Source organism: Paraburkholderia bannensis NBRC 103871, assembly GCF_000685015.1.
Lineage (GTDB): Bacteria > Pseudomonadota > Gammaproteobacteria > Burkholderiales > Burkholderiaceae > Paraburkholderia > Paraburkholderia bannensis.
In genome coordinates, this window is record NZ_BAYA01000012.1 from 153,220 (window position 1) to 178,339 (window position 25,120).

Here is a 25,120-nt window from a genome sequence, read left to right on the forward strand (position 1 = left end):
CCGTGCGGGCATCAAATGGGCTGTCCGGGGTTGCCAGTGCATCTTCCGATCCTTGTTTCAAAACACGATTTTAACGCATGATCCGCACACGCGCTGACGCTCCACGGGAACAGTACGGACATATAACTTTCATTTTTTGACATTCGCGTCGGAATTGATTCGCCGTCCGGAAGGTCGGGCAATCGTTCAGATGTCTGGGCGCGGGGCTGCGGCGCGGTGCTGGCCGGTGCTCGGCCCTTGCCGCCGTTGGCGCTATCATTTGCGTTTCGGCGCTCTTTCGGCGTCCCTCCCCCGCTCACTTGCCGCGCCCGGCGCGCCCTTCGCATGGCTTCCCACGACGATTACCTGAAGAAAGTCCTCACCGCCCGCGTCTACGACGCCGCCCGCGAGACCGAACTTGAGCGCGCACCGAATCTTTCGACGCGTCTGCGCAACACAGTCCTGCTCAAGCGCGAGGACAACCAGCCGGTGTTCTCGTTCAAGCTGCGCGGCGCGTACAACAAGATGGCGCATCTGTCGGCGGAACAATTGCAGCGCGGCGTGATTACGGCTTCGGCGGGCAATCACGCGCAGGGCGTGGCGCTCTCGGCGGCGCGGCTGGGCGTGAAGGCGGTGATCTGCGTGCCGGTGACCACGCCGCAGGTGAAAGTCGATGCCGTGCGTGCGCATGGCGGCGCGATGGTCGAGGTCGTGCAGGCCGGCGAGTCCTACAGCGACGCCTACGCCCACGCCGTGAGCCTTCAGGAAGAACGCGGGCTGACCTTCGTGCATCCGTTTGACGATCCGTATGTGATCGCCGGCCAGGGCACCGTGGCCATGGAAATCCTCAGCAAGCATCAGGCCCCGATTCACGCGATCTTCGTGCCGATCGGCGGTGGCGGTCTGGCGGCGGGCGTGGCGGCTTATGTGAAAGCGGTTCGTCCGGAAATCCGCGTGATCGGCGTGCAGACGGACGACTCCTGCGCGATGGCGCAGTCACTCAAGGCGGGCAAGCGCGTCGAACTCAGTGAAGTCGGCCTGTTCTCGGACGGCACCGCAGTGAAGCTCGTGGGCGAGGAAACCTTCCGCCTGTGCCAGGAGTACCTCGACGATGTGCTGACGGTCGACACCGACGCGCTTTGCGCCGCGATCAAGGACGTTTTCCAGGACACGCGCAGCGTGCTCGAACCCGCGGGCGCGCTGGCCGTCGCAGGCGCAAAGCAGTACGCCGAACGCGAAGGCATCGACGGCAAGACGCTCATCGCGATCACCTCGGGCGCGAACATGAACTTCGACCGCATGCGCTTCGTGGCCGAGCGCGCCGAAGTCGGCGAAGCGCGCGAAGCGGTCTTCGCGGTGACGATTCCCGAGGAGCGCGGCAGCTTCAAGCGCTTCTGCGAACTGGTCGGCACGCGCAGCGTGACCGAGTTCAACTACCGCATCGACGACGCCGAGCGCGCGCACATTTTCGTGGGCGTGCAGATCCGCAACCGCGGCGAATCAGCGCAGATCGCGCAGAGTTTTGTGGATCACGGTTTCCCGAGCGTCGACCTCACCGGCGACGAACTCTCGAAGCAGCACATCCGCTACATGGTCGGCGGACGCTCGCCGCTCGCGCATGACGAACGCCTGTTCCGCTTCGAATTCCCGGAGCGTCCGGGCGCGCTGATGCGCTTCCTCTCGTCGATGGCGCCGAACTGGAACATCAGCCTGTTCCACTACCGCAACCAGGGCGCGGACTACAGCTCGATTCTCGTGGGCATCCAGGTGCCCGCAGCGGAAGACGCCGAGTTCCGCCGCTTCCTCGCGACGCTCGGTTATCCGCATTGGGAAGAGACGCAGAATCCGGCGTATCGTTTGTTCCTCTCGTAACCCTGCAACCCTGTAGCGGAGGCCCGCCAACGTGTCCGTTTCGCTCACCGACAAGCTCGTCGTCGCAATCTCGTCGCGCGCGCTCTTCGACTTCGAGGAAGAGAACCGCGTCTACGAAGCCGGCGACCTGCGCGCCTACGAGGCGTTGCAGCGCGAGCGCCTGAACGTGCCCGCGCGGCCCGGCGTCGCGTTCGCGCTGATCCGCAAGCTGCTCGCGCTCAACAACGGCGCGCATCACGTGGAAGTGGTGATCCTCTCGCGCAGCGATCCCATCAGCGGCTTGCGTGCGTTCAGTTCGTGCCGCGAGCATCAACTCGATATCCAGCGCGGCGTGTTCACGCGCGGACGCGAGCCGTGGCATTACCTCAAGCCGCTCAACGCGTCGCTGTTTCTGTCGGCGAATCCCGAGGACGTACGCGGCGCCTTGGACGCAGGCTTTCCCGCCGCGCGCGTGTTTCCACCCGACGAGCAGAATTCGGCGACAATGGCGCAACACAACGCGCATGAGATTCGCGTCGCGTTCGACGGCGATGCGGTGCTGTTTTCCGACGAAGCCGAGCAGATCTTCCAGCGCGACGGGCTCGGCGCGTTCGTGAGCCACGAGCGGGACAACCGCGAACTGCCGCTCGCGCACGGGCCGCTCCAGCCGCTGCTCGCGGCGCTGAACCGGCTGCAGAAACTCGCGGACGCCAATGCGCAAATGCGTATCCGCACGGCGCTCGTGACCGCGCGCTCGGCGCCGGCGCACGAGCGCGCGATCCGCACGCTGATGGCCTGGAACATCGACATCGACGAAGCGATGTTCCTGGGCGGACTCGAAAAAGGCCCGTTCCTGCGCGAGTTCGAACCTGATTTTTTCTTCGACGACCAGATCCGCCACTGCGAATCGGCCCGCTCGGTCACGGCGACCGGGCATGTGGCAAGCGGCGTGGCCAATCCCGTGGCGGCAGCGCACCCAGCGCGCACCGCCACGAACGACGCAATAAGCGACGCAAACTCCGACGCAACCTCCGAAACCAGCGCATCATGACTCCCGAACAATCCCCGCTCGGCAAAGCGTCGAGCTACACCGAGCAATACGACGCGACCCTGCTGTTCCCGATCCCGCGCATTGGCGCACGCGAACAAATCGGCATTGGCGCGCAACTGCCCTTCTTCGGCACCGATATCTGGAACGCCTACGAGCTTTCCTGGATCAACGCGCGCGGCAAGCCGCAGATCGCCATCGCCACGTTCTTCATCCCCGCCGATTCGCCCAACATCGTCGAATCGAAGTCGTTCAAGCTGTATCTGGGCTCGTTCGCGCAAACGGCGTTCGAATCCGCCGATGCCGTGCGCGAGTTGCTCAAGCGCGATGTGTCGGCAGCATGCGGCGCGTCGGTCGCGGTGAAGCTCGAACAGCCGGGCGCATTCGGCAAGATTGCGTTCGAGGAATTCGACGGCCTGTCGCTCGACCGCCTCGACCTGGACGCCGACGCCTATCACCCGGATCCGTCGCTGCTGAAGGCCGCGCACGACGAATCGCCGGTCGAGGAAACGCTGGTGTCGAACCTGCTCAAGTCGAACTGCCCGGTGACCGGCCAGCCCGACTGGGGCAGCGTGCAGATTCACTACGTCGGGCCGCAGATCGATCAGGCGGGCCTGCTGCGCTACATCATCTCGTACCGCAACCACACGGGCTTCCACGAGCAGTGCGCCGAGCGCATCTTCATGGACATCCTGCGCGAGTGCAAACCGGATCGCCTCGCGGTCTACGCGCGCTATACGCGTCGCGGCGGGCTGGACATCAACCCGTTCCGCACCAACTTCAACATGCCGATGCCGGATAACGCGCGACTTGCGCGTCAATGACGGCTAGCAAGCGGAAGTACCATGAAAAAAGCGCCGGTTTTGCCGGCGCTTTTTCTTTGTGGCGTTGAACGCCGTCGCTTTGACTGCTTCTACGGCTTCTATTGCGGCTGCGACTGCGGCAACTCCGCCGCGCCCATGCGACGCGCAATCACGCCCGCTCGCTGCGACAGATACGCCGAATTGCGATGGTCGTCGAAGAACTTCGGACGCGGCAGCATCACCGCCAGCCGCGCCGACTGCCACGCTGTGAGCTTCGTCGCGCTGGTGCGGTAGTAATGCTGTGCGGCGGCCTGCGCGCCATAGACACCGTTGCCCCACTCCACCGAGTTCAGGTAGATCTCGAAGATGCGCTCCTTGTCGAGCAGCGTCTCCAGCATCCACGTGATGATGAGTTCCTGGCCCTTGCGGATATAGCTTTTCTCGCGCGAAAGGAACAGGTTGCGCGCGAGTTGCTGCGTGATCGTCGAACCGCCGCGCACGATGTGGCCGCGCTTCTTGTTGCGCTCCCACGCCTGGAGAATGGCGTCGGTTTCGTAGCCGTTGTTGTTGACGAAGTTGGCGTCCTCGGACGCGATGATCGCGCGCTTGAGGTTGCGCGAAATCTGGTCGTAGGGCACCCATTGATGCTGGATGTCGAGATCGGGGCGCTCGGCGGCAAGATGCGCGGCGTCCGAACGCATGAACGCCGTGCTTTGCGGATCGACGACATTCCATGCGGCGATCTGCGCGAAGTAGAACAGTTGCAGCGCGAGCCACGACACCACCGTCACGCAAGCCGCGTAGATCAGCCAGCGCATTGCCCCAGGGCGTTTGACGGCTTGCTGGCCGCGCGCCGCACTGGCGCGCTGGGCGAAGCCGCGCACGTACTGGCTTGCGCTCGGCGGTTGCGCCGCGTCTCTACGCATGGCCTCGCGCTCCCGCCCGCTCAGACCTGCGCCGCCAGCTGCGCGCGCAGACCGGCCAGCACCGGCGCGCCGTCCGGACGCACGCCGCGCCAGACGAAGAACGACTCGGCGGCCTGCTCGACCAGCATGCCCAGGCCATCCGATGCGCGCGCGCCGAGCGACTCGGCGTGGCGCATGAAGACCGTCGGCTCGGCGCCGTACATCATGTCGTAGGCCAGCGTGCCCGTGCCGAACGCCCGCGCGTCGCACTCGGGCAGCGCGGCGTCGAGACTGCCGGCCGTCGCGTTGATGATCACGTCGTAGGGCTTCGGATCGACCGGGTCGCGCAAGACAGCTTCCGGGCCGCCACCGTTGATGAGGCAACCGAACTCGCGCGCCGCGCCTTCGAATTGGGCGATCAGCGCATGCGCCTTCTGCGCCGTGCGATTGACGATGGTGATTTCGAGCGGATGGCGCTCCAGCATCGGCAGCACGACGCCGCGCGCTGCGCCGCCCGCGCCCAGCAGCAGCACGCGCGCCCCCTTGAACGCCACGCCCAGATTCACTTCGATGTCGCGAACGAGGCCGAAACCGTCGGTGTTGTCGCCGAAAATGCCGTCTTCGTCGAAACGCAGCGTGTTGACCGCACCCGCTGCCGCCGCGCGCGGCGACAGACGGTCGGCCAGTGCATGCGCTTCGAGCTTGAACGGCACCGTCACGTTCAGGCCGCGCCCGCCCGCCGCGCGAAACGCCTGGACGTGCTCGACGAAGCCATCGAGCGGCGCGAGCAGGCGGTCGTACTCGACCGACTCGCCCGTCGCGGCGGCAAACTGCGCGTGGATCGACGGCGACTTGCTGTGCGCCACCGGATTGCCGACTACCGCGTAACGGTCGCGATGCTGGGCTTGATCGGCGCTCATTCGCGCGGCTCCGTGGCGTGCTGCTCGGCTTGCTGGACTTCTTCAGCGCTTTCCGGCGTGTCGCCTTCGGCGTTTGCGTCGCCGGCCGTGTCGGCTTCGGCTTGTGCTTCCGCTTCGCTTTCGGCGGAATCATCGGCGGCGTCGATCAGCTCTTCGTCTTCCGCCGCTTCTTCCTCGGGCTGCTCGCCGCTCGTCACGACCGGCGCGTCGAGCACGCGCAGCATGCGCACCGACGCCTCGATCGTCAGCTCGTCGATCGACATGACTTCCATCATCAGGCGCGTGCCGCGCGCGTGCACGCCGAGCGCGGGCACGTGCATGAGCAGCGGCACTTCCTCGAAGCGCACCAGATCGTCCTTGACGACCGTGGCCGGGAATTCGCGACGCGGCTCGACGCCGCCGTCACCGCGCATTTCCTGCTGGAGCCAGCGCAGGCACCAGAAGTACTCCATGCGGCGCTGGTGATCGGCATACGCCGTATAGGTTTCGTCGAAGCCCTGCACGACGGCGAACAGGTCGGCGTCCTTGGGCTTGAACGGCGCGACCAGCTTGGCGGCCACGCCGTGCTCCACGCACGCGAGCAGCTGCCACTGGTTCACGAGGTCGACATAACGGCGCAGCGGCGAGGTGCTCCACGCGTACTGCGCGACGCCCAGGCCTTCGTGCGGCGCGGCGTTGGTCTGCATGCGCGTGCGCTTGGGGCCCGTGGGCGCACCGAACGCGCGCTGCGAGCGGTAGATGCCCGGCACGCCGTGATCGTTGAGGAACGCGCCCCACGTGGAGTTCGCGAGAATCGCGAGTTCGGCGACGATCATGTCGAGCGGCGACCCGCGGCGACGCGGCGTGATGTTGACGTGCTCGCCTTCCACGTAGAAGTTGTAGTCGGTGTTGCGCTGCACTTCGCGGCGCAGGCCGTAACCGGCACGCGCCTGCTGGCGCTTCTCGAACAGCGCCTGGGCGAACGGCCACAGCACGGCGATGTCGTCCTTGTGCGGATAGTCGCCCGTGCCTGCGGCGAGGGTCTCTTCCGTGACGACTTCGTCGAGCGTGTTGTGGCGCAGGTTGCTCTTCACGAACACGCGCTCGGCGCGCGTTTCGCTGGCGACGATCTCCTGCGTCTCGCGGTTCACGATGCTGTAGAGCGACAGCGCCGGGCGCAGGCCGCCTTCCTTGAGCGTGAAGGCATCGACGAAATCGTCGGGCAGCATGGTGATCTTGTCGCCCGGCATGTAGACCGTCGACAGACGCGTGCGCGCGATCGTGTCGGCCGTGTCGCCGCGCGCAATGCCCAGCGCCGGAGCCGCGATGTGGATACCGATGCGCACGCGGCCATCGGCCAGATGCTCGATGGAGAACGCATCGTCGATTTCGGTCGTGGTGACGTCGTCGATCGAGAACGCCTGCACGTGGTCGCCCGCTTCCGGCAGCGTCTCGGGCAGCGCGCCCACTTCGACCGGCGGGAAACCGGTGCCGTGGGGGAAGAATTCCGCGAGGAAGCGCGCTTCGTGCAGCGCGCGCGGCGAGGCAATCCCGCCGCATTCGAGCATCAGGCGCGGCATCGAAATACCACGCGCGGCAGCGGCGGCTTCGAGCGCCTTGTATTCGATCGAGTTCTTGTCCGGTCGGGTGAGCAGCCCCAGCGCCTTGTCCTTGAGCGCCTCGGGCAATCTGCCCGCCTTCATCTCGTCTTCGTAGCCGGCCTGCACGAGCGCCTGCTGGCGCTTGCGCTCCAGCGACGCGAGCGCCATCTTGAGCTGCTCTTCGGGCGCGCGCTGATACTGGCCACGACCCTTGCGGCGGAAGTACACGGGCGAGCCGTGCAGGCGCAGCACGAGCGCGGCGCGTTCGACCGGGCCATAGGTTGCGCCGAAGTATTCGGTGGCGAGCGCCGTGTAGGCGAATTCGTCAGCGGGCGCGCACTCCCACAGGAAATCGAGATCGATTTCCTGTGCAGCGGCGTCAGCCTGCTCCAGCAGTTCTCCGGCGGCGGGCTTCTCGAATTCGATCAGCACGTCCTTGGCGCGCACCTTGGCGCGGCGGCCGCCCGGCAACTCGACCTGGAACGCGTCGCCCTGCTTCGACAGCACGCTGCCGGCCTTGAAACTGCCCGATTCCTCAAAGAAAACGTTCACTCAACACTCTCGTTCAGTCTTGCTATCACCGTCGGGCGCGGCGCGCCCGGGCGGTGCTGCTGTATACATATAGGCGCTCGCGCAATGCGCGAACGGCGCGACGCCTGGGTTCTTCCCCTAAGCTGCGTCGCAGAAACGGATCACTTCGTCGACGTAATCGGCGAATTCGCTGATGCCATGGTCACTGCCTTCGATCAGGTGCGTCGTGACACCCGGATAGTGCGCCAGCATCTCGCGGTAATCGAGCACTTCGTCGCCGGTCGCCGCGAGCAGGTAGTAACGCTGCGGCTGGCTGATCTGCGCGACGGCCAGCGCGCGCAACTCATCGAGATGGCGCGGTTCGACGACGATGCTGCCGCCGCCATGCCAGAGCGGCTGCTCGCCCAGGTACTTCGACAGGTCGCGCTGCGGCACCACCGCCGGATTGAGCAGCGCGGCATGCCAGCCGTGTTTCTCGGCCAGATAGGTGGCGAAGTAGCCGCCCAGCGAACTGCCGATCAGCGCAATCCGCTCACCTGCTTTGGCCTTGTCGGCGATTTCGCGCTCGATCTGCGCGATGGCCCCGGCGGGCGAAACCGGCAGCGTCGGGCAAAGCCACTCGCTAGCGCGGCCCGTTTCGGCCAGACGCGCCGCCAGCAGGCGCGCCTTGAACGACTGCGGCGACGAGCGGAAACCGTGCAGATAGACGATCACGCCGCGCTCCGCGCCGACAGCGCATCGAGCAGCTTCTGATGCACGCCGCCAAATCCGCCGTTGCTCATCACCAGCACCTGGTCGCCCGGACGCGCGGCGGCAACCACAGCCTTCACCAGCGCGTCGAGGTCGTGGAACGCATGCGCCTTCTCGCCGAGCGGCGCGAGCGCACCCGCCAGATCCCAGCCGAGCGCGTCATTGCCGCTGGGCGCGCCGTAGCCGAACACGAGGTCGGCATCGGCAAGACTTGCGGGCAGTTGCGCCTTCATCACGCCGAGCTTCATCGTGTTCGAGCGCGGCTCCAGCACGGCGAGGATGCGGGTGTTTTCATGGCCGACGCGCGTACGCAAACCGGCGATGGTCGTTTCAATTGCGGTCGGATGGTGCGCGAAATCGTCATAGACGGTCACGCCGTCCACGCTGCCGCGCACTTCCATGCGGCGCTTCACATTGCGAAAACCACTGAGTGATTCGGCGGCCTGCGCGGGCGGCACACCCACGCTGCGCGCGGCAGCGATCGCGGCCAGCGCATTCAGGCGGTTGTGCTCGCCCTGGATCTGCCAGTCGACCACGCCCACGCGTTCGCTGTTGTGATAGACGGCGAAGCGCTCGTCCACGGCCACGCCGTCTTCCGCCGGCAGCGCCTGCCAGCCGCCATCCACGCCGAAACGCTCGACATCGCTCCAGACGCCGCGCGCGAGCACGCGCTCCAGCGCGTCGCTGCGGCCGTTCGAGACCACCCGGCCCACACCCGGAATCGTGCGGATCAGGTGGTGAAACTGCGTCTCGATGGCGGCGAGATCGGGGAAGATATCGGCGTGATCGAATTCGAGGTTGTTCAACAGCGCCGTGCGCGGACGGTAATGGACGAACTTCGAACGCTTGTCGAAGAACGCCGTGTCGTACTCATCAGCTTCGATCACGAAGAAGCTCGAATCGGTCAGGCGCGCCGAGATACCGAAGTTCAGCGGCACGCCGCCGATCAGGAAGCCGGGGTTCAGGCCCGCGTCTTCGAGCAGCCACGCGAGCATCGAGCTCGTCGTGGTCTTGCCGTGCGTGCCCGCCACCGCCAGCACCCACTTGTCGCGCAGCACGTGCTCGCCGAGCCACTGCGGGCCCGACGTGTACGGCAGGCCGCGATTGAGGATCTCCTCCATCAGCGGGTTGCCGCGCGACACCACGTTGCCGATCACGTAGAGGTCGGGATTCAGCTCGGTCTGGCTCGCATCGTAACCTTCGATCAGGCGGATACCCTGCGCTTCGAGCTGCGTGCTCATCGGCGGATACACGCCCGCGTCGCAGCCGGTGACCGTGTGGCCCGCACTGCGCGCGAGCACGGCGAGACCGCCCATGAACGTGCCGCAGATGCCGAGGATATGGATGTGCATAAGCCTGTCGCGCCGCGCGGGCGTCGTGAACGGGTTGATCGGTTTTTTGGGATGGGTGACGCAAGACGGCGGCTTAATCGGGTTAGCCGCCGGAGCAAAGAACGGTATTGTACCCGAGCCCTCCGGCCTTTTTCGCCGCGGCGGCCCTGGGGTTGGCATGCGCACCAACCTCGGCCCAGCTCGCGAAGCCAGCCGCGACGCCTGGAGCGCCAGCGGGAGCCCGGGGGAGCCATAAGCGTTCTCTAGTATGATGGGTGCATGATTCGCAGATCTCATTTCGATCCCCAGCGCGTGCGCGAGGAAATCGCCATCGCGGCAGCACGGATGATTGCCGAGGATGGCCTCGATTACGCCACCGCCAAGCGCAAGGCCGCGCGGCAGGTGGTGGGGGACACCCGTATCGAAGGCGTCTGGCTGCCCGACAACGACCAGATCGAGGAAGAAATCCGCGAATATCAGGCCCTGTTTCAGGGAGATAGCCAGCCAGCGGTGCTGCGGCGTCTGCGCGAGATCGCGCTCGACTGGATGCTCAAGCTCGCGGCCTTCAACCCGTTCCTCACGGGCGCGGTGCTCAACGGCACGGCGGGCGAGCATTCGGACATTCATCTGCAGATCTTCTGCGATGACGCCAAGGGTGTCGCCATCTGGCTGCTGAACGCGAACGTGCAGTACGACGTCTCGGAAACGCGCCACTTCGCCGCGCGCGGTTATGTCGAAACGCTCAGCTTCCTCTGGAAGCCTTCGCGCACCGAAGAGCCGGTCGGCATTCACGTCGCGCTCTACAATACCGACGACCTGCGCGGCGCCGTACGCGCCGACGGACGCGGGCGTCTGCCGCGCGCAAACGCGCAGGCACTCCAGGCGCTGATCGACGCGAGCGGCGCCACCTCGACCACCTGACTCATATAGACAGGCAGCAATGAACACAAAGCGGATTCTGGCCGGCGTCGCAGTCGCGGCGGTGGCAGCCTGCGGCGGCATTCTTGCAGGACACTTTGCGGGCGGCGCACATGAAAGCGCCTCCGCTATCACGAACGCCGACGCGGCGACGGTCGCCGGCAAGCAAAGCCCGGTAGACCAGCTCTGGACGGCCGCCGTCACCACTCCGGACGGCAAGCCCCAGTCGCTCGCCATCTATAAAGGCCATCCGATCGTCGTGAACTTCTGGGCCTCCTGGTGCGGCCCGTGCGTCGAGGAAATGCCGGAGCTCTCCGCCCTGCATCGCGAGTATGCAAAGAAAGGCATCCAGTTCGTCGGGCTCGGCGTGGATTCGGCGGCCAACATCAAGACCTTCCTGGGCAAGGTCAAGGTCGATTACCCCATCTACATCGCCGGTTTCGGCGGTGCGGACGTCGCGCGCGCCTTCGGCAACAACGCCGGCGGCCTGCCTTACACGGTCGTAATCGACGCGAACGGCGCCGTTCGTGCGACAAAATTAGGCCAAATCAAACCGGACGAGCTGCGCCACACGCTTGATGCACTTTGACGCGGCTGAACAATTGACCGGGGCTTAACAGCCGTAGAGCACTTTTTGCCGCTCGATTTGACGAAATTGACTGAAGATCGGCCTCACCGCGCCTTACAGCGCGGTCTTGGGGTCATATCGAGCGTTTGGAAAACTAGACAAATTTCTCTAATCAGCGCTAAAGTTCGCGCAATTCCACGGAAAAAGAAGCGACCATGACGCGACTGCTGGTTTTGCACGGCCCCAACCTCAACCTTCTCGGCACCCGGGAACCGGAGGTCTATGGGCGCGTGACGCTGCCGCAGATCGATCAGGCGCTCGCCGACCGTGCCGCCGACGCAGGCGTGGAGCTTGCGACGTTCCAGAGCAACCACGAAGGCGCGCTGGTCGACCGCATCCAGGCGGCCCGCACGGAACAGACGGATTTCATCCTGATCAACCCGGCGGCGTACACGCACACCAGTGTGGCGATCCGGGATGCGCTGGCAGGCGTGGGCATTCCGTTCGTCGAGATCCATCTCTCGAACGTGCATCGTCGCGAAGCCTTCCGGCATCACTCGTATTTTTCCGACCAGGCCGAAGGCGTCATCTGCGGCCTCGGCTGGAAGGGTTATCTCTACGCGCTCGAATACGCGCTCGACCGGCTTGCTGCCCGGTCGGCCACGTAACTTCGGCGCCGGATAACCGACGCACTCTGAAAGACCACTCTTATCCCGTGCCGGGACGCGCGCGCCCCGGCACCTCACGTATTCAAGCAAAGGGGCTGCACCATGGATCTACGTAAGCTGAAGACTCTGATCGACCTCGTCTCCGAATCGGGCATCTCGGAACTCGAAGTCACCGAGGGCGAAGGCAAGGTGCGCATCGTCAAGAACGCGCCGCCGGTCTACGTGCAACCGACCGCCGCGCAATTCGCCGCACCGATGGCAGGCGCCCCGATGGCAGCCGCACCGGCCCAGGCTGGCGAAGCCGCAGCACCCGCCGCTGCTGCGCCGGCAGTGCCGCAAGGTCACGTCGTGACGTCGCCGATGGTCGGCACGTTCTACCGCGCACCGTCGCCGGGCGCTGATCCGTTCGTCCAGGTGGGCGACACGGTCAAGGAAGGCCAGACGCTGTGCATCATCGAAGCGATGAAGCTCCTGAACGAAATCGAGTCGGACGTCGCGGGCGTGGTCAAGGAAATCCTCGTCGAGAACGGCCAGGCGGTCGAATACGGCCAGCCGCTCTACGTGGTCGCGTAAGTACGCCCACCCGCAGATCACGAGTGATCGCATGAGCGCGCCGGCGCTTCGCGCGACATCCCTCTGGCGCCGCACCGCCCTCGCCGGTCGCGGCGCGCGCGGCCACCAGCGCCGCGCGCACCACCGGTCCTCCCTGGCGGCCCGCCTGCACGGTCATGCGGCGCCCATTGATGAGTCGAATACCCACCATGTTTGAAAAAATCCTTATTGCCAATCGTGGCGAAATCGCGCTGCGCATTCAGCGCGCGTGCCGCGAACTCGGCGTCAAGACGGTCGTCGTCTATTCGGAAGCCGACAAGGAAGCCAAGTACGTGAAGCTCGCGGACGAGGCCGTCTGTATCGGCCCGGCGCCGTCGAACCTGAGCTACCTGAACATGCCCGCGCTGATCAGCGCGGCGGAGGTCACCGATGCCGAGGCGATCCACCCCGGCTACGGCTTCCTGTCGGAGAACGCCGACTTCGCCGAGCGCGTCGAGCAATCGGGCTTCACCTTCATCGGCCCGCGTCCGGAAACGATCCGCATGATGGGCGACAAGGTCACGGCCAAGCAGACCATGATCAAGACCGGCGTGCCTTGCGTGCCGGGCTCGGAAGGCGCGCTGCCGGACGATCCGAAAGAAATCGTCAAGATCGCACGCACGATCGGCTACCCGGTCATCATCAAGGCGTCGGGCGGCGGCGGTGGCCGCGGCATGCGCGTGGTGCACACGGAAGCGGCGCTCGTGAACGCGGTCAACATGACCAAGGAAGAAGCGGGCCGCGCCTTCGGCAACCCGCAGGTCTACATGGAGAAGTACCTTGAGAATCCGCGTCACATCGAGATTCAGGTGCTCGCCGACTCGTTCAAGAACGCCGTGTGGCTCGGCGAGCGTGACTGCTCGATGCAGCGCCGCCACCAGAAGGTGATCGAGGAAGCGCCGGCGCCGGGCATCGCGCGCCGCCTGCTCGACCGCATCGGCGACCGTTGCGCCGACGCCTGCAAGAAGATGGGCTACCTCGGCGCGGGCACGTTCGAGTTCCTGTACGAAAACGGCGAGTTCTACTTCATCGAAATGAACACGCGCGTGCAGGTCGAGCACCCGGTCACCGAGCAGATCACCGGCATCGACATCGTGCAGGAACAGATCCGCATTGCCGCGGGCGAGAAGCTTTCGTTCCGTCAGCGCGACATCCAGCTGAAGGGCCACGCGATCGAGTGCCGTATCAACGCGGAAGACCCGTTCAAGTTCACGCCGTCGCCGGGTCGCCTGACCTCGTGGCACATGCCGGGCGGTCCTGGCGTGCGCGTCGACTCGCATGCCTACAATGGCTATTTCGTGCCGCCGAACTATGATTCGATGATCGGCAAGCTGATCACCTACGGCGCGACGCGCGAGCAGGCGATCCAGCGCATGCGCATCGCACTGTCGGAAATGGTGGTCGAAGGCATCTCGACGAACATCCCGCTGCACCGCGAACTGATGCTCGACGCCAAGTTCGTCGAAGGCGGCACGAGCATTCACTACCTGGAAAGCCGCCTGGCCGAGCGTCAAGCGATGAACCAGGGCGTGAAGAAGGACGAAGCGTAATTCCATGAGCTACCGGGAACTGATCGTCGAACTCGAGCGCGACCGCGCGGAAGAACTGTCCGACGCGCTGATCGAGCTTGGCGCCCTCTCGGTGTCGGTGGAAGACGCCGACGCCGACACGCCCGACGAGCAGCCGCTCTTCGGCGAGCCGGGCCTCAACCCCGAGCGCACCGCGTGGCAGCATTCGCGCGTGATCGCGCTGATCGGCGACGACCAGGATCCCGCCGTGCTGCTCGCGGCGGCGTCCAATGAGCTGGGTCTGCCGGAAGTGCCGAAGCACACGCTGCGCGAAGTCGAGGAGCAGGACTGGGTGCGCCTGACGCAATCGCAGTTCGATCCGATTCCGATTGGCGAGCGCATCTGGGTCGTGCCCTCGTGGCACGATGCCCCCGATCCGGACGCACTGGTGCTCGAACTCGATCCGGGCCTTGCGTTCGGCACGGGCAGCCATCCCACCACGCGTCTGTGCATGGAGTGGCTGGAGCAGAACGTGACGCCGGGTACGTCGCTGCTCGATTACGGCTGCGGCTCGGGCATCCTCGCGATCCTCGCGAAGAAGTGCGGCGCCAATCCGGTGATCGGCATCGACATCGATCCGCAGGCGGTCGAATCGGCGCGCCATAACAGCGAACGCAACCACGCGGACGTGACCTATGGCCTGCCCGACGACCTGCAAGCGGGCGAGTTCGACATCGTCGTTGCAAACATTCTTTCGAATCCGCTCAAGCTGATGGCGTCGATGCTGTCGTCGCGCGTGAAGCCGGGTGGACGCATCGCGCTGTCGGGCATCCTGGCCCGCCAGGCCGAGGAAGTGGCGCAGGTGTACGCGCAATGGATCGATATTTCGGTCTGGCGCGAGCACGAAGGCTGGGTCTGCCTGGCCGGTACGCGCCGCGCATAACGCTTCACGAACGCCGCTCGCCCTCGGGGGCGGCGGCTCAAGTCGTTAAGCGTCGTGGATTGCCATTAGAATGGCGGGTATCGCCAACCATCCGGGTCCACGGCACACATGCTCCTGGCCACGCGCTGCCCCTTCTGCGAAACCGTATTCCGAATCCAGCCGGCGCAGCTCGCCGCGCGCCGCGGCCTCGTGCGCTGCGGCCATTGCCAGGAAGCTTTCGACGCATCGGGCAGCCTCTATGATGTGCCGGAAGACGGCGATTTCGGCCTGGCCACGCCCGTTGCGGCCGACATCGCCGCGAGCCTGACGACGCCGCATGCAGCGGCATCCGCCGCGACGCATTCCGCACACGTCGCGCAGCCTGTCCATCCCGAACCGATCGTTGAGCCGGCACGCGAGCCGGAGCCTGAATTCGCGCCGGAAGTTGCTGCGCCGGGTCACGAAGCGGCAGCCGACGTTGCCACTGAAGTTGCGCCTGAAATCGCACCCGAAGTCGCGCCCGATGTCGCGCCCGAAAGCGCGCAAACACCAACGGCCGAACCCGCGCCGGAACCCCGGCTGCAACCCGCGCAAGAACACGCCCCCGAGCCTGAACCGGCTCCAGCCCGCCCCGCTGCGCCGCCGAATTTTGCGGGCGCCGCCTGGGATCCGTGGGCGCCGCTGCCGGATAGCCACATCGATCCGCGCCTGCAATACAACGCCGATCATCTGCCGCAGGCGAGCCTCGCCGCCGCCGCGACACGCAAGGCCGCGCGTGCAACCGAGATGCGTGTGATCCACGACGACGAACCGACGTTCGCGTCCGAGCCCGCCGCCCCCCACGCCACACCCGAAACACCTGCGGAGCCCTTCCCGCCCGCCACGCGCTGGACGCGTAGCGAGCCCGAACTGGTGCCGCCGGAGCCGATTGCACCGGGCAGCCCGCATCCGGGCCAAACCGAGCCGACGCTTTCGTCGGCTGAAACGGCCCGCACGCCGACCCGCGCCCCCATCGCCGATCCCGAACCGACGCTGCATCGATCGACGGCGATCGCGGCCAGCACGCCCGCCTTCACCGCGCTCGAACCCAGCGACGGCGACGAACCGTTCGCGGTCACCCGCGAAGCGCCCGCGCGCGCGAAAGGTCATCCGGGCTGGCGCATCTTCGGCTGGATCCTGATGCTCGCGCTGATCGTGCTGCTCGCGCTGCAACTCGTCTGGTGGCAGCGCGAAAGCGTCATGGTCTACTGGCCCGCGTCGCAACCGGTCTATCAGCAGGTCTGCGCGCAGCTCGGCTGCCACGTGAGCCCGCCGCGCGACATCGACGGCCTGCAGGTGCAGCCGTCCGATCTGCGTCAGGTCGACGACCCGCATCATCTCGAACTGAAGGTGCCGCTGCGCAACCGCTTCCAGGTGGCGCTGGCTTACCCAGCGATCGAACTCACGCTGCTCGACCGCCAGAACAACGTCGTGCTGCGCCGCGTGCTGTGGCCGCAGGACTACGTGCCGCCCGGCACGCGCATCGACGACGGCCTGGCGCCGCACCTCACGCAGACGATGATCGTGCGCCTCGACACCGGCAACGTCATCGCGTCGAATTTCCGCATCGAGATTTTCTATCCGTAACTGCGTTCAGTCACTGCGATCTGTCAGCGCGCATCCCTGCGCGCGCGCCCGTGCCGCTCCTGCGATGCGCGAGCCGCGCGCTCCCGGCACCCGGCCTTGCCGGGTGCGCCACTCACCACAACAGCTTTGAATCCGGAGAGCACATCATGAGTCAAGTCACGCTAGGCGGTAACCCGATCGACGTCGCAGGCACCTTCCCGGCGCCCGGCCAGAAGGCCCCGACGTTCTCGCTCGTCGGCAAGGATCTGAAGCCCGTCGCCCTCGCCGATTTCGCCGGCAAGCGCAAGGTGCTGAACATCGTCCCGAGCCTCGACACGCCGACCTGCGCCACCTCGACGCGCAAGTTCAACGAAGCCGCCGCGAACCTCGACAACACGGCTGTCGTCGTGATCTCGGGCGACCTGCCGTTCGCAGCCGGCCGCTTCTGCACGACCGAAGGCATCGAAAACGTCGTCACGGCGTCGACCTTCCGCGGCCATGAGTTCGCGCAAGCCTACGGCGTGGACATCACGAGCGGCCCGCTCACCGGCCTGACGGCGCGCGCCGTGGTCGTGATCGACGCCAACGACAACGTCGTGTACGCCGAACGCGTCAGCGAAATCAAGAACGAGCCGAACTACGACGCAGCACTCGCCGCGCTGAAGTAATCACGGCGGCGGCGCGCAGCGGCGGCAACACTTTGCAACGCGCCGCGCGCCGCCCTCTTTCATCACACGCATCACAGGAATTCCCGCCTTGGCTACGCTCATTTGCGGCTCGCTCGCCTACGACAACATCATGACCTTCGAGGGTCGCTTCCGGGAGCACATCCTGCCCGAGCAGGTGCACATCCTGAACGTCAGCTTCCTCGTGCCGACGATGCGCCGCGAATTCGGCGGCTGCGCGGGCAATATCGGTTACGCGCTGCACCTGCTGGGCGGCGATGCGCGCATCATGGGCACGCTCGGCGCCGCCGACGCACAGCCCTATATGGATCGCTTCAACGCGCTCGGCCTGAACACGGCGCACGTGCGCGTGCTGCCCGACATGTGGTCGGCGCAGGCGATGATCACGACCGATCTCGAAAACAACCAGATCACCGCGTTCCACCCGGGCGCGATGATGCAATCGCACGTGAACAAAGCGGACGAAGCGCCCGGCATCAAGCTCGGCATCGTCGCGCCGGACGGCTTCGACGGCATGGTTCAGCACGTAGAGCAACTCGCGGCGGCAAAAATCCCGTTCGTTTTCGATCCGGGTCAAGGTTTGCCGCTGTTCGATGGTGCGTCGCTGCGCCGCGCGATTGAACTTGCGACCTATCTCACGGTCAACGATTACGAAGCCAACCTTGTGAGCCACCGCACCGGCTGGTCGATCGAAGAGATGGCCAGCAAGGTCGAAGCGCTCATCATCACGCGCGGCGAGCAAGGCTCGCAGATCTACCACGACGGCCAGATCGAAGAGATCCCCGTTGTGCAGGCCGAGCGCGTGCTCGACCCGACCGGTTGCGGCGACGCCTTCCGCGGTGGTCTGCTCTACGGCATCGAGAACAAGCTCGGCTGGGCGACCAGCGGGCGTCTGGCCAGCCTCATGGGCGCGTTCAAGATCGAGCAGCAAGGTCCGCAGAACTATGCGCCCACCAAGGCGCAGATCCAGGAACGATTCAAGGCGGCGTTCGGTTACGAACTGTCGCTCTGAACACGCAGCGCCGCGGGAACGGCGCGCACAGAAGCGCATTGGAGTTACGGGAAATGAAAACAACAAATCGTCTGATTGTGGCCGTCATGATCGCGGGTTCGCTCGCCATGTCGGGTTGTGCCTATAACAGCAGTTCCGCCGACGTGTACACCGCCTCGCAGGCGCAGCGCGAAGCCACGGTTCGCATGGCCGTCGTGGAAAGCGTGCGCGCGGTGAAGATCAGCTCGAACAACGGCCAGCCTAGCGGCCTGGGCGCAGTGGGCGGCGGCGCGCTTGGCGCGGTTGCCGGCAGCGCCATCGGCGGCGGCCGCGGTTCGATCGTCACCGGCATCATCGGCGGCATTGCGGGCGCAGTGGCCGGCAATGCGGTCGAAAACGGCGTGGCCGTGCATGATGGTCTCGAGATCACCGTGCGACTGGACAACGGCGACTATCGCGCCATCACCCAGTCGGCGACGGGCGAGGTGTTCCAGGCGGGCGACCGCGTGCGCCTGCTGTCGAGCGGCGGCGTGACGCGCGTGACGCACTAACAGGCTTAGAGAATCACCCACGCCGGCGTGTGTACACGCCGGCAACCGAAGACCGGTTTCCCCTGTACCGCAGCGCGGCGCTTCGCGCCTTACCTGCGGAACCTCAGGCGCATGCTCTCCCCTGTGCATGCGCCTTTTTTCATGCCCGTTTGCCGCACCGTCCCGGGCGCGCAAGACGTACGGACGAAAAAAATCCCGTCGCGGATAACCCTGCGACGGGATTGCAGATCGAGCCTTGCGAGCAAGTCGCCGGGCCCGACCACCGAAGCACACGTTGTTTAACTGACTCTCGCGTGCTCCGGCCTGTACTGCTACAGCTTGAACGGCTTACGGACGGCTGCCCGTCGGGAACGGCCATGCAGCAGCCGGGTTCAGTGCCGTCTTCACCGTTGCTGCGGGTGCAGCCGGTTGCGCAGCAGCCGCAGGCGCAGCAGCGGCAGCCTTCTTCGCCGGTGCCTTGCGGGCAGCCTTCTTCGCAGCAGGCTTCTTGGCAGCAGGCGCGGCCTTTTTCGCAGGCGCAGCCTTCTTGGCAGCAGCCTTCTTCGCAGGCGCAGCCTTCTTGGCCGGTGCAGCCTTCTTCGCAGCAACCTTCTTCACTGCGACTTTCTTGGCGGCAACCTTCTTCGCTGCGGCCTTCTTCGCCGGTGCTGCCTTCTTGGCTGCAACCTTCTTCACCGCGACTTTCTTGGCGGCAACCTTCTTCGCTGCGACCTTCTTCGCCGGTGCTGCCTTCTTCGCAGCAACCTTCTTCACGGCGACCTTCTTGGCTGCAACCTTCTTCGCAGCGGCCTTCTTGGCCGGTGCTGCCTTCTTCGCCGGAGCTGCCTTCTTCGCAGCAACCTTCTTCACGGCGACTTTCTTGGCAGCAACCTTCTTCACTGCTGCGACCTTCTTCACTGCGGCCTTCTTCGCCGGAGCAGCAGCCTTCTTCACTGCAACCTTCTTCACTGCGGCTTTTTTGGCCGCCGGTTTCTTCTTGGCAGTTGCCATTTTTCTTCTCCTTCAGGTTCAGATGAGAGTCAGTTCAAACTACACCCTTCGTCAAAACCCGCTTCCCGCAAACGCTTCTCAGGGCGCACGCTACAAAGCGGGCTATTCATCGGCGTACGCTGGTCCCGCGCGCTTACGCTAATGAATGCGGTAAGGCGCGCCGTGCTGAAAAGCACGGCGCGCCGAGTCATTCCGGCGTCGGCTACCGACACCGGGCAACGTTCGTTGAGGGCGCAAGCCACATGGCTCGCGCCTTTTTCCGGGGGGAAGTTTGCCCATCCCTCTGAAGGGTTTGCAAAGTGCCTTGCACGTAGTTGAGCCGCCAGGGCTCCGGGCACGCTTTGCATCAGGCGTTCCTGCTCCTAATCGTCATGCCGGCGAAGGCGCTCGCGTAGCGCCTTGCGGCAACCCCAAAAGACTGACTTCGCAGTGCGTCCGGGTCATTCCCAGGTCAGCGCACCGCCCGTCTGGTACTCGATCACGCGCGTCTCGAAGAAGTTGCGTTCCTTCTTCAAGTCGATCATTTCGCTCATCCACGGGAACGGGTTCTCTTCGTTCGGGAACAGCGCGTCGAGGCCGATCTGCTGGCAGCGACGGTTGCAGATGAAGCGCAGATAGCTCTTGAACATCGACGCGTTCAGGCCGAGCACGCCACGCGGCATGGTGTCTTCCGCGTAACGGTATTCGAGTTCGACCGCTTCCTTGAACAGTTCGGTGATCTCCGCGCGGAACGCCGGCGTCCACAGCTGCGGATTTTCGAGCTTGATCTGGTTGATCAGGTCGATGCCGAAGTTGCAGTGCATCGACTCGTCGCGCAGGATGTACTGATACTGCTCCGCGGCGCCCGTCATCTTGTTCTGGCGGCCGAGCGCGAGAATCTGCGTGAAGCCCACATAGAAGAACAGGCCTTCCATGATGCACGCGAACACGATCAGCGACTTGAGCAGCGTCTGGTCGGCTTCGAGCGTGCCGGTCTTGAACGAGGGATCCGTCAGCGTCGTGATGAACGGGATCAGGAACTCGTCCTTGTCACGGATCGACTTGACCTCGTGGTACGCGTTGAAGATCTCGCTTTCGTCGAGACCGAGCGATTCAACGATGTACTGGTACGCGTGCGTGTGGATCGCCTCTTCGAACGCCTGGCGCAGCAGGAACTGGCGGCATTCGGGCGCCGTGATGTGCCGGTAGGTGCCGAGCACGATGTTGTTGGCGGCGAGGGAGTCGGCGGTCACGAAGAAGCCGAGGTTGCGCTTCACGATGCGGCGCTCGTCCTCGGTCAGACCATTCGGGTCTTTCCACAGGGCGATGTCGCGCGACATGTTCACTTCCTGCGGCATCCAGTGATTCGCGCAGCCAGCCAGGTACTTTTCCCAGGCCCACTTGTACTTGAACGGAACCAACTGATTGACGTCGGTCTGACCGTTGATGATGCGCTTGTCGGCGACATTCACGCGGCCTTCGGCCGAGACCGGCGCCTGCGGCGGCGGTGCGACTGCGAAGTCGGCGGCGAAGATGTTGGTTGCCGAAGAGGACTGAGGAGCGGAGTGCATGCCCGGAGCAGAGACAGCCTGTCCCGCGAGGTTGCGCATTGCGTTTTGCTGCGCACCGCTCGACGGAGTTACGGCCGTGTTCTCGTCATCCCAGTTGAGCATAAATGTCACCATCAATTTAGAACGGTTTGTACCATCTTTTCGTGAGCGGTAAAAGGGTTCGCACACGAAAAAACCTGTTTTCGATTCGCGTTGAGACCTCGATACAACACTTTGTTATCGCATCGTCTCGATCGACTCACGTGAACAGTGCGCAAGCTTCGCTTCTGCGTTGCTCGAACGTCACTGTCGCGACGCGCTTCGTGGTCTACGCGCAATCGTGAGCGCGGGTGAAAGAGCCTTCGCATCACGCGCGCTTCGTTCATCGATTCGCACGTCATTGCCTTCGCTCTTCACTGCGCTTTTCATCGCGCTCGTCGTTGCGTTTGTCCTTGCCGTTGTCGCCCGTTGTCGCCCGTTTCGCTTCACGCTTGCCGCGCATCGTGCGCGCTTTGCATATCGATCAAACGAGGATCGAGTGACTAGCGAAAAACCCCAAGGATTCCTGAAGCCTGTCACAAACGAAACGTGAGGAAGAAGCGAGCAACACGCGTGCCGCGTCGTTGCTCCACATCGCCATCCACACTTCGCCGGGAGAGACAGGCGGCGCGCATTGCGCGCACCGCCCTTCAAACGCTTCGACTACCTACTATTGTTTACTACAGTGCTGCCGCATGACTGCCTGCTTGCTGCCTGGCTACTGCTGTACTGCTCGCGGTCCTGCGTCATGCGCGCAGTGTTGCACTGCGCGTTGCCGCTTTATTGACGAGCCGATTCGACAAGCTGAACTGGCAAACTGCACTGGCAAACTGAGCGCCAGGATTACTGGCAGGCTTCGCACTCTTCGAAGCCGGCGTCGCCCGGACGCATCATGCACACCGGACCTTCCGCTTCCGGTGCGTCTTCGGCTGCCTGTTCGGGCGCCGAGTGCATCACCGTCGAGCCGCCGTTGCCGGCCGCGCCGCCTGCTGCACCGAAGCCAGCGCCACCGCTTGCACCACCGCCGTTCGAGCCACCCGTCGGCACTGCGTTGAGCGCGCCGTGAGCGACCGTCGACTTCTCGACGTGCGTCGCCGCCATCGTGCGCAGGTAGTACGTCGTCTTCAGGCCGCGCACCCATGCGAGCTTGTAGATCTCGTCGAGCTTCTTGCCCGATGCACCCGCCATGAAGATGTTCAGCGACTGCGCCTGGTCGATCCACTTCTGGCGACGCGACGCCGCTTCGACGAGCCACGTCGGATCGACTTCGAACGCCGTCGCATAGACAGCGCGCAGGTCGGCCGGGACGCGGTCGATGCGCGAGAGCATGCCGTCGAAGTACTTCAGGTCGGCGACCATGACTTCGTCCCACAGGCCGCGCGACTTCAGGTCGCGAACGAGGTAGTCGTTCACCACCGTGAATTCGCCCGAGAGGTTCGACTTCACGTAGAGGTTCTGGAACGTCGGCTCGATACACGGCGACACGCCGATGATGTTCGAGATGGTCGCGGTCGGTGCGATCGCGATGCAGTTCGAGTTACGCATGCCGTGCGCGGCGATGCGCTCGCGCAGCGACGTCCAGTCCATCGTCTCGCTCGTGTCGACTTCGACGTAACCGCCGCGTGCTTCCTCGAGCAGCTTGAGCGTGTCCTGCGGGAGGATGCCGCGATCCCACAGCGAACCGCGGTAGGTCGAGTAACGGCCGCGCTCGGCTGCCAGTTCCGTCGACGCCCAGTAAGCGTAGTAGCAGACCGCTTCCATCGAACGGTCGGCGAACTCGACGGCCTCTTGCGAAGCAAACGGCGTGCGCAGAACGTGCAGGCAGTCCTGGAAGCCCATGATGCCCATGCCGACCGGACGGTGCTTCAGGTTCGAGTTACGCGCCTTCGCCACCGCGTAGTAGTTGATGTCGATGACGTTGTCGAGCATGCGCATCGCGACGCTGATGGTGCGCTTGAGCTTCTCGTGGTCGAGTGCGAACGTGCCGTCGGCCTGTTCGACCATGTGAGCGACGAGGTTCACCGAACCCAGGTTACACACGGCGATTTCCGTGTCGCTGGTGTTCAGCGTGATTTCCGTGCACAGGTTCGACGAGTGGACGACGCCGACGTGCTGCTGCGGCGAACGCACGTTGCAAGGATCCTTGAACGTGATCCACGGGTGGCCCGTTTCGAACAGCATGCCCAGCATCTTGCGCCACAGTTGCGCAGCCGGCAGCTTCTTGAACAGCTTGATCTCGCCGCGTGCCGCCTTCTCTTCGTAAGCGACGTAAGCCTTTTCGAAATCGGCGCCGAACAGGTCGTGCAGATCCGGGCAGGTCGACGGCGAGAACAGCGTCCAGTCGCCGCCTTCCATCACGCGCTTCATGAACAGGTCGGGAATCCAGTTCGCCGTGTTCATGTCGTGCGTACGGCGACGGTCGTCGCCCGTGTTCTTGCGCAGTTCGAGGAACTCTTCGATGTCCAGGTGCCACGTTTCCAGGTACGCGCAGACCGCGCCCTTGCGCTTGCCGCCCTGGTTCACCGCGACGGCCGTGTCGTTCACGACCTTCAGGAACGGCACCACGCCTTGCGACTTGCCGTTCGTGCCCTTGATGTGCGAACCGAGTGCACGCACGCGCGTCCAGTCGTTGCCCAGGCCGCCCGCAAACTTCGACAGCAGTGCGTTGTCCTTGAGCGCTTCGTAGATGCCGTCGAGGTCGTCGGCAACCGTCGTGAGGTAGCACGACGACAGCTGCGAGCGGTGCGTACCCGAGTTGAACAGCGTGGGCGTCGACGACATGAAGTCGAACGACGAGAGCACGTTGTAGAACTCGATCGCGCGCGCTTCGCGGTCGATTTCGTTGAGCGACAGGCCCATCGCGACGCGCATGAAGAATGCCTGCGGCATTTCGATGCGGGTGCCACCGACGTGCAGGAAGTAGCGGTCGTACAGCGTCTGCAGGCCGAGGTAGCCGAACTGCAGGTCGCGGCCCGCGTCGAGCGCGTTACCGAGACGCTTCAGGTCGAACTGTTGCAGCTTGTCGTCGAGCAGGCCGGCTTCGACGCCGCGCTTGATGAACTGCGGGAAGTACTCCGCGTAACGCCAGCCCATGTCGGCTTGCGTGACTTCTTCTTCCAGGATTTCGCGACGGATCGTGTGCAGCAGGATGCGCGACGTGACCTGGCTGTATGCCGGATCCTTTTCGATCATCGTGCGTGCGGCCAGGATCGCCGAATCGTAGACCTGCGACATCGGCACGCCGTCGTACAGGTTCTTGACCGTTTCCGCGACGATCGGGTCGGCGCTCACGGCGTCGCCCAGGCCTTCGGTCGCCGACACGATCAGCGCGCGCAGCGCGTTCATGTCGAGCGGGCGCGTGACGCCGTTGTCGGTCACGTTGATGCCAGGCGCGGCTGCCGCTTCCGGCGCATGCGTGCGTTCCTGGCTGCGCTTCTCGCGATACAGCACGTAGGCGCGCGCGACGTTGTGCTCGCCGCCGCGCATCAGCGCGAGTTCGACCTGATCCTGGATGTCTTCGATGTGGAACGTGCCGCCGTTCGGACGGCTGCGCACGAGTGCGCGCACGACGTTCTGCGTGAGCTGCTCGACGAGTTCGCGAACACGCGCCGACGCTGCACCCTGTCCGCCATTGACGGCCAGGAATGCCTTGGTCATGGCGAGGGCGATCTTCGACGGCTCGAAGCCCACAACGCTGCCGTTACGGCGAATCACCTTGTGGTCGGCGAACTGCGCGGCGCCGTTCTGGCCGTCCTGCGGCTGGCCACCCAGCTGCGCGGCGGGCGCGCCTTCATACCGGGTCGAGACGTTATCGGTCGTTTGCATGTGCAAAGCTCCTGGTCCTGGAAATGTGCGA

The 25,120-nt window shown here is 64.8% G+C and carries 21 protein-coding genes and 1 pseudogene; 13 read left to right on the plus strand and 9 right to left on the minus strand.

Translation table 11 applies throughout. The features are described from left to right. Positions 1-324: 324 nt before the first annotated feature. The 3 genes and pseudogenes from ilvA to queF all read left to right on the plus strand — a co-directional run bounded on the left by ilvA (position 325) and on the right by queF (position 3,702). Positions 325-1,851 (plus strand): threonine ammonia-lyase, biosynthetic, encoded by a 1,527-nt coding sequence (gene ilvA, locus BBA01S_RS19585; protein ID WP_027817946.1) that lies wholly within the window; start codon positions 325-327, stop codon positions 1,849-1,851. Positions 1,852-1,882: 31 nt separating this feature from the next. Beyond that, a pseudogene (locus tag BBA01S_RS41845) lies at positions 1,883-2,788 on the plus strand (5'-nucleotidase); the annotation flags it as partial. Between the two features lie 89 nt (positions 2,789-2,877). Continuing rightward, a complete protein-coding gene (queF, locus tag BBA01S_RS19595; RefSeq protein WP_027817947.1) occupies positions 2,878-3,702 on the plus strand; it encodes an NADPH-dependent 7-cyano-7-deazaguanine reductase QueF in 825 nt (274 codons plus the stop codon). 98 nt (positions 3,703-3,800) lie between these two features. On the opposite strand, the gene mtgA is transcribed toward queF, so the two are convergent. The 5 genes from mtgA to mpl form a co-directional block, all read right to left on the minus strand. Beyond that, positions 3,801-4,499 carry a monofunctional biosynthetic peptidoglycan transglycosylase gene (gene mtgA / locus BBA01S_RS19600; RefSeq protein ID WP_156965999.1) on the minus strand — a complete coding sequence of 233 codons (699 nt, stop codon included), beginning with the start codon at positions 4,497-4,499 and terminating at the stop codon, positions 3,801-3,803. A gap of 128 nt (positions 4,500-4,627) precedes the next feature. Beyond that, positions 4,628-5,506, minus strand: a complete 879-nt coding sequence (gene aroE / locus BBA01S_RS19605) for a shikimate dehydrogenase (RefSeq protein ID WP_027817949.1) — start codon at positions 5,504-5,506, stop codon at positions 4,628-4,630. After that, entirely contained in the window at positions 5,503-7,638 is a 2,136-nt protein-coding gene (locus BBA01S_RS19610; protein WP_027817950.1) for a ribonuclease catalytic domain-containing protein, read from the minus strand. The genes aroE and BBA01S_RS19610 overlap by 4 nt, the downstream gene beginning before the upstream one ends. Positions 7,639-7,755: 117 nt before the next feature. Next, positions 7,756-8,331, minus strand: a complete 576-nt coding sequence (locus BBA01S_RS19615; protein WP_027817951.1) for a YqiA/YcfP family alpha/beta fold hydrolase — start codon at positions 8,329-8,331, stop codon at positions 7,756-7,758. After that, the gene (gene mpl / locus BBA01S_RS19620) at positions 8,328-9,719 is read right to left on the minus strand and encodes a UDP-N-acetylmuramate:L-alanyl-gamma-D-glutamyl-meso-diaminopimelate ligase (protein ID WP_027817952.1); all 1,392 of its coding nucleotides are present in this window, start codon (positions 9,717-9,719) and stop codon (positions 8,328-8,330) included. Before mpl ends, BBA01S_RS19615 begins: the two co-directional genes overlap by 4 nt. 258 nt (positions 9,720-9,977) lie before the next feature. On the opposite strand from mpl, the gene BBA01S_RS19625 reads away from it, so the two are divergent. From BBA01S_RS19625 to BBA01S_RS19670, 10 genes are all read left to right on the plus strand, one after another. Beyond that, positions 9,978-10,619, plus strand: a complete 642-nt coding sequence (locus tag BBA01S_RS19625) for a hypothetical protein (protein ID WP_027817953.1) — start codon at positions 9,978-9,980, stop codon at positions 10,617-10,619. Positions 10,620-10,638: 19 nt separating this feature from the next. Next, positions 10,639-11,205, plus strand: coding sequence for a TlpA family protein disulfide reductase (locus tag BBA01S_RS19630; protein WP_027817954.1), 567 nt, complete (start codon positions 10,639-10,641; stop codon positions 11,203-11,205). Between the two features lie 194 nt (positions 11,206-11,399). Next, complete coding sequence (gene aroQ, locus BBA01S_RS19635; RefSeq protein WP_027817955.1) at positions 11,400-11,852, plus strand: type II 3-dehydroquinate dehydratase; 453 nt, start codon at positions 11,400-11,402, stop codon at positions 11,850-11,852. A gap of 102 nt (positions 11,853-11,954) precedes the next feature. Beyond that, positions 11,955-12,425 (plus strand): acetyl-CoA carboxylase biotin carboxyl carrier protein, encoded by a 471-nt coding sequence (accB, locus tag BBA01S_RS19640; protein WP_027817956.1) that lies wholly within the window; start codon positions 11,955-11,957, stop codon positions 12,423-12,425. A gap of 188 nt (positions 12,426-12,613) precedes the next feature. Further along, entirely contained in the window at positions 12,614-13,993 is a 1,380-nt protein-coding gene (gene accC / locus BBA01S_RS19645) for an acetyl-CoA carboxylase biotin carboxylase subunit (RefSeq protein WP_027817957.1), read from the plus strand. Positions 13,994-13,997: 4 nt separating this feature from the next. After that, complete coding sequence (gene prmA, locus BBA01S_RS19650) at positions 13,998-14,894, plus strand: 50S ribosomal protein L11 methyltransferase (RefSeq protein ID WP_027817958.1); 897 nt, start codon at positions 13,998-14,000, stop codon at positions 14,892-14,894. A gap of 108 nt (positions 14,895-15,002) precedes the next feature. Next, the gene (locus BBA01S_RS19655) at positions 15,003-16,499 is read left to right on the plus strand and encodes a DUF3426 domain-containing protein (protein WP_027817959.1); all 1,497 of its coding nucleotides are present in this window, start codon (positions 15,003-15,005) and stop codon (positions 16,497-16,499) included. A gap of 146 nt (positions 16,500-16,645) precedes the next feature. After that, positions 16,646-17,146 (plus strand): thiol peroxidase, encoded by a 501-nt coding sequence (gene tpx, locus BBA01S_RS19660; protein WP_027817960.1) that lies wholly within the window; start codon positions 16,646-16,648, stop codon positions 17,144-17,146. A gap of 88 nt (positions 17,147-17,234) precedes the next feature. Then, positions 17,235-18,176, plus strand: a complete 942-nt coding sequence (locus BBA01S_RS19665; RefSeq protein WP_027817961.1) for a carbohydrate kinase family protein — start codon at positions 17,235-17,237, stop codon at positions 18,174-18,176. A 53-nt stretch (positions 18,177-18,229) separates the two neighbouring features. Further along, positions 18,230-18,706 carry an outer membrane lipoprotein gene (locus BBA01S_RS19670; RefSeq protein ID WP_027817962.1) on the plus strand — a complete coding sequence of 159 codons (477 nt, stop codon included), beginning with the start codon at positions 18,230-18,232 and terminating at the stop codon, positions 18,704-18,706. 327 nt (positions 18,707-19,033) lie between these two features. On the opposite strand, the gene BBA01S_RS19675 is transcribed toward BBA01S_RS19670, so the two are convergent. The 4 genes from BBA01S_RS19675 to BBA01S_RS19695 form a co-directional block, all read right to left on the minus strand. Beyond that, entirely contained in the window at positions 19,034-19,696 is a 663-nt protein-coding gene (locus tag BBA01S_RS19675; protein ID WP_027817963.1) for a histone H1-like DNA-binding protein, read from the minus strand. Between the two features lie 29 nt (positions 19,697-19,725). Further along, on the minus strand, positions 19,726-20,043 hold the full coding sequence (locus BBA01S_RS48120; protein ID WP_084162339.1) for a hypothetical protein: 318 nt from the start codon (positions 20,041-20,043) through the stop codon (positions 19,726-19,728). A gap of 93 nt (positions 20,044-20,136) precedes the next feature. Then, positions 20,137-21,348, minus strand: a complete 1,212-nt coding sequence (locus tag BBA01S_RS19680) for a ribonucleotide-diphosphate reductase subunit beta (protein WP_027817964.1) — start codon at positions 21,346-21,348, stop codon at positions 20,137-20,139. A 759-nt stretch (positions 21,349-22,107) separates the two neighbouring features. Further along, a complete protein-coding gene (locus BBA01S_RS19695; protein ID WP_027817965.1) occupies positions 22,108-25,089 on the minus strand; it encodes a ribonucleoside-diphosphate reductase subunit alpha in 2,982 nt (993 codons plus the stop codon). Positions 25,090-25,120: the final 31 nt, after the last annotated feature.

What these genes read in the sequence shown, in the direction of transcription:
- ilvA (WP_027817946.1), top strand. Translation starts at nt 325, where the DNA reads ATGGCTTCCCACGACGATTACCTGAAGAAAGTCCTCACCGCCCGCGTC.
- queF (WP_027817947.1), top strand. Translation starts at nt 2,878, where the DNA reads ATGACTCCCGAACAATCCCCGCTCGGCAAAGCGTCGAGCTACACCGAG.
- mtgA (WP_156965999.1), bottom strand. Translation starts at nt 4,499, where the DNA reads ATGCGCTGGCTGATCTACGCGGCTTGCGTGACGGTGGTGTCGTGGCTC.
- aroE (WP_027817949.1), bottom strand. Translation starts at nt 5,506, where the DNA reads ATGAGCGCCGATCAAGCCCAGCATCGCGACCGTTACGCGGTAGTCGGC.
- mpl (WP_027817952.1), bottom strand. Translation starts at nt 9,719, where the DNA reads ATGCACATCCATATCCTCGGCATCTGCGGCACGTTCATGGGCGGTCTC.
- BBA01S_RS19625 (WP_027817953.1), top strand. Translation starts at nt 9,978, where the DNA reads ATGATTCGCAGATCTCATTTCGATCCCCAGCGCGTGCGCGAGGAAATC.
- BBA01S_RS19630 (WP_027817954.1), top strand. Translation starts at nt 10,639, where the DNA reads ATGAACACAAAGCGGATTCTGGCCGGCGTCGCAGTCGCGGCGGTGGCA.
- aroQ (WP_027817955.1), top strand. Translation starts at nt 11,400, where the DNA reads ATGACGCGACTGCTGGTTTTGCACGGCCCCAACCTCAACCTTCTCGGC.
- accB (WP_027817956.1), top strand. Translation starts at nt 11,955, where the DNA reads ATGGATCTACGTAAGCTGAAGACTCTGATCGACCTCGTCTCCGAATCG.
- accC (WP_027817957.1), top strand. Translation starts at nt 12,614, where the DNA reads ATGTTTGAAAAAATCCTTATTGCCAATCGTGGCGAAATCGCGCTGCGC.
- prmA (WP_027817958.1), top strand. Translation starts at nt 13,998, where the DNA reads ATGAGCTACCGGGAACTGATCGTCGAACTCGAGCGCGACCGCGCGGAA.
- BBA01S_RS19655 (WP_027817959.1), top strand. Translation starts at nt 15,003, where the DNA reads ATGCTCCTGGCCACGCGCTGCCCCTTCTGCGAAACCGTATTCCGAATC.
- tpx (WP_027817960.1), top strand. Translation starts at nt 16,646, where the DNA reads ATGAGTCAAGTCACGCTAGGCGGTAACCCGATCGACGTCGCAGGCACC.
- BBA01S_RS19670 (WP_027817962.1), top strand. Translation starts at nt 18,230, where the DNA reads ATGAAAACAACAAATCGTCTGATTGTGGCCGTCATGATCGCGGGTTCG.
- BBA01S_RS19675 (WP_027817963.1), bottom strand. Translation starts at nt 19,696, where the DNA reads ATGGCAACTGCCAAGAAGAAACCGGCGGCCAAAAAAGCCGCAGTGAAG.
- BBA01S_RS48120 (WP_084162339.1), bottom strand. Translation starts at nt 20,043, where the DNA reads ATGCAAAGCGTGCCCGGAGCCCTGGCGGCTCAACTACGTGCAAGGCAC.
- BBA01S_RS19680 (WP_027817964.1), bottom strand. Translation starts at nt 21,348, where the DNA reads ATGCTCAACTGGGATGACGAGAACACGGCCGTAACTCCGTCGAGCGGT.
- BBA01S_RS19695 (WP_027817965.1), bottom strand. Translation starts at nt 25,089, where the DNA reads ATGCAAACGACCGATAACGTCTCGACCCGGTATGAAGGCGCGCCCGCC.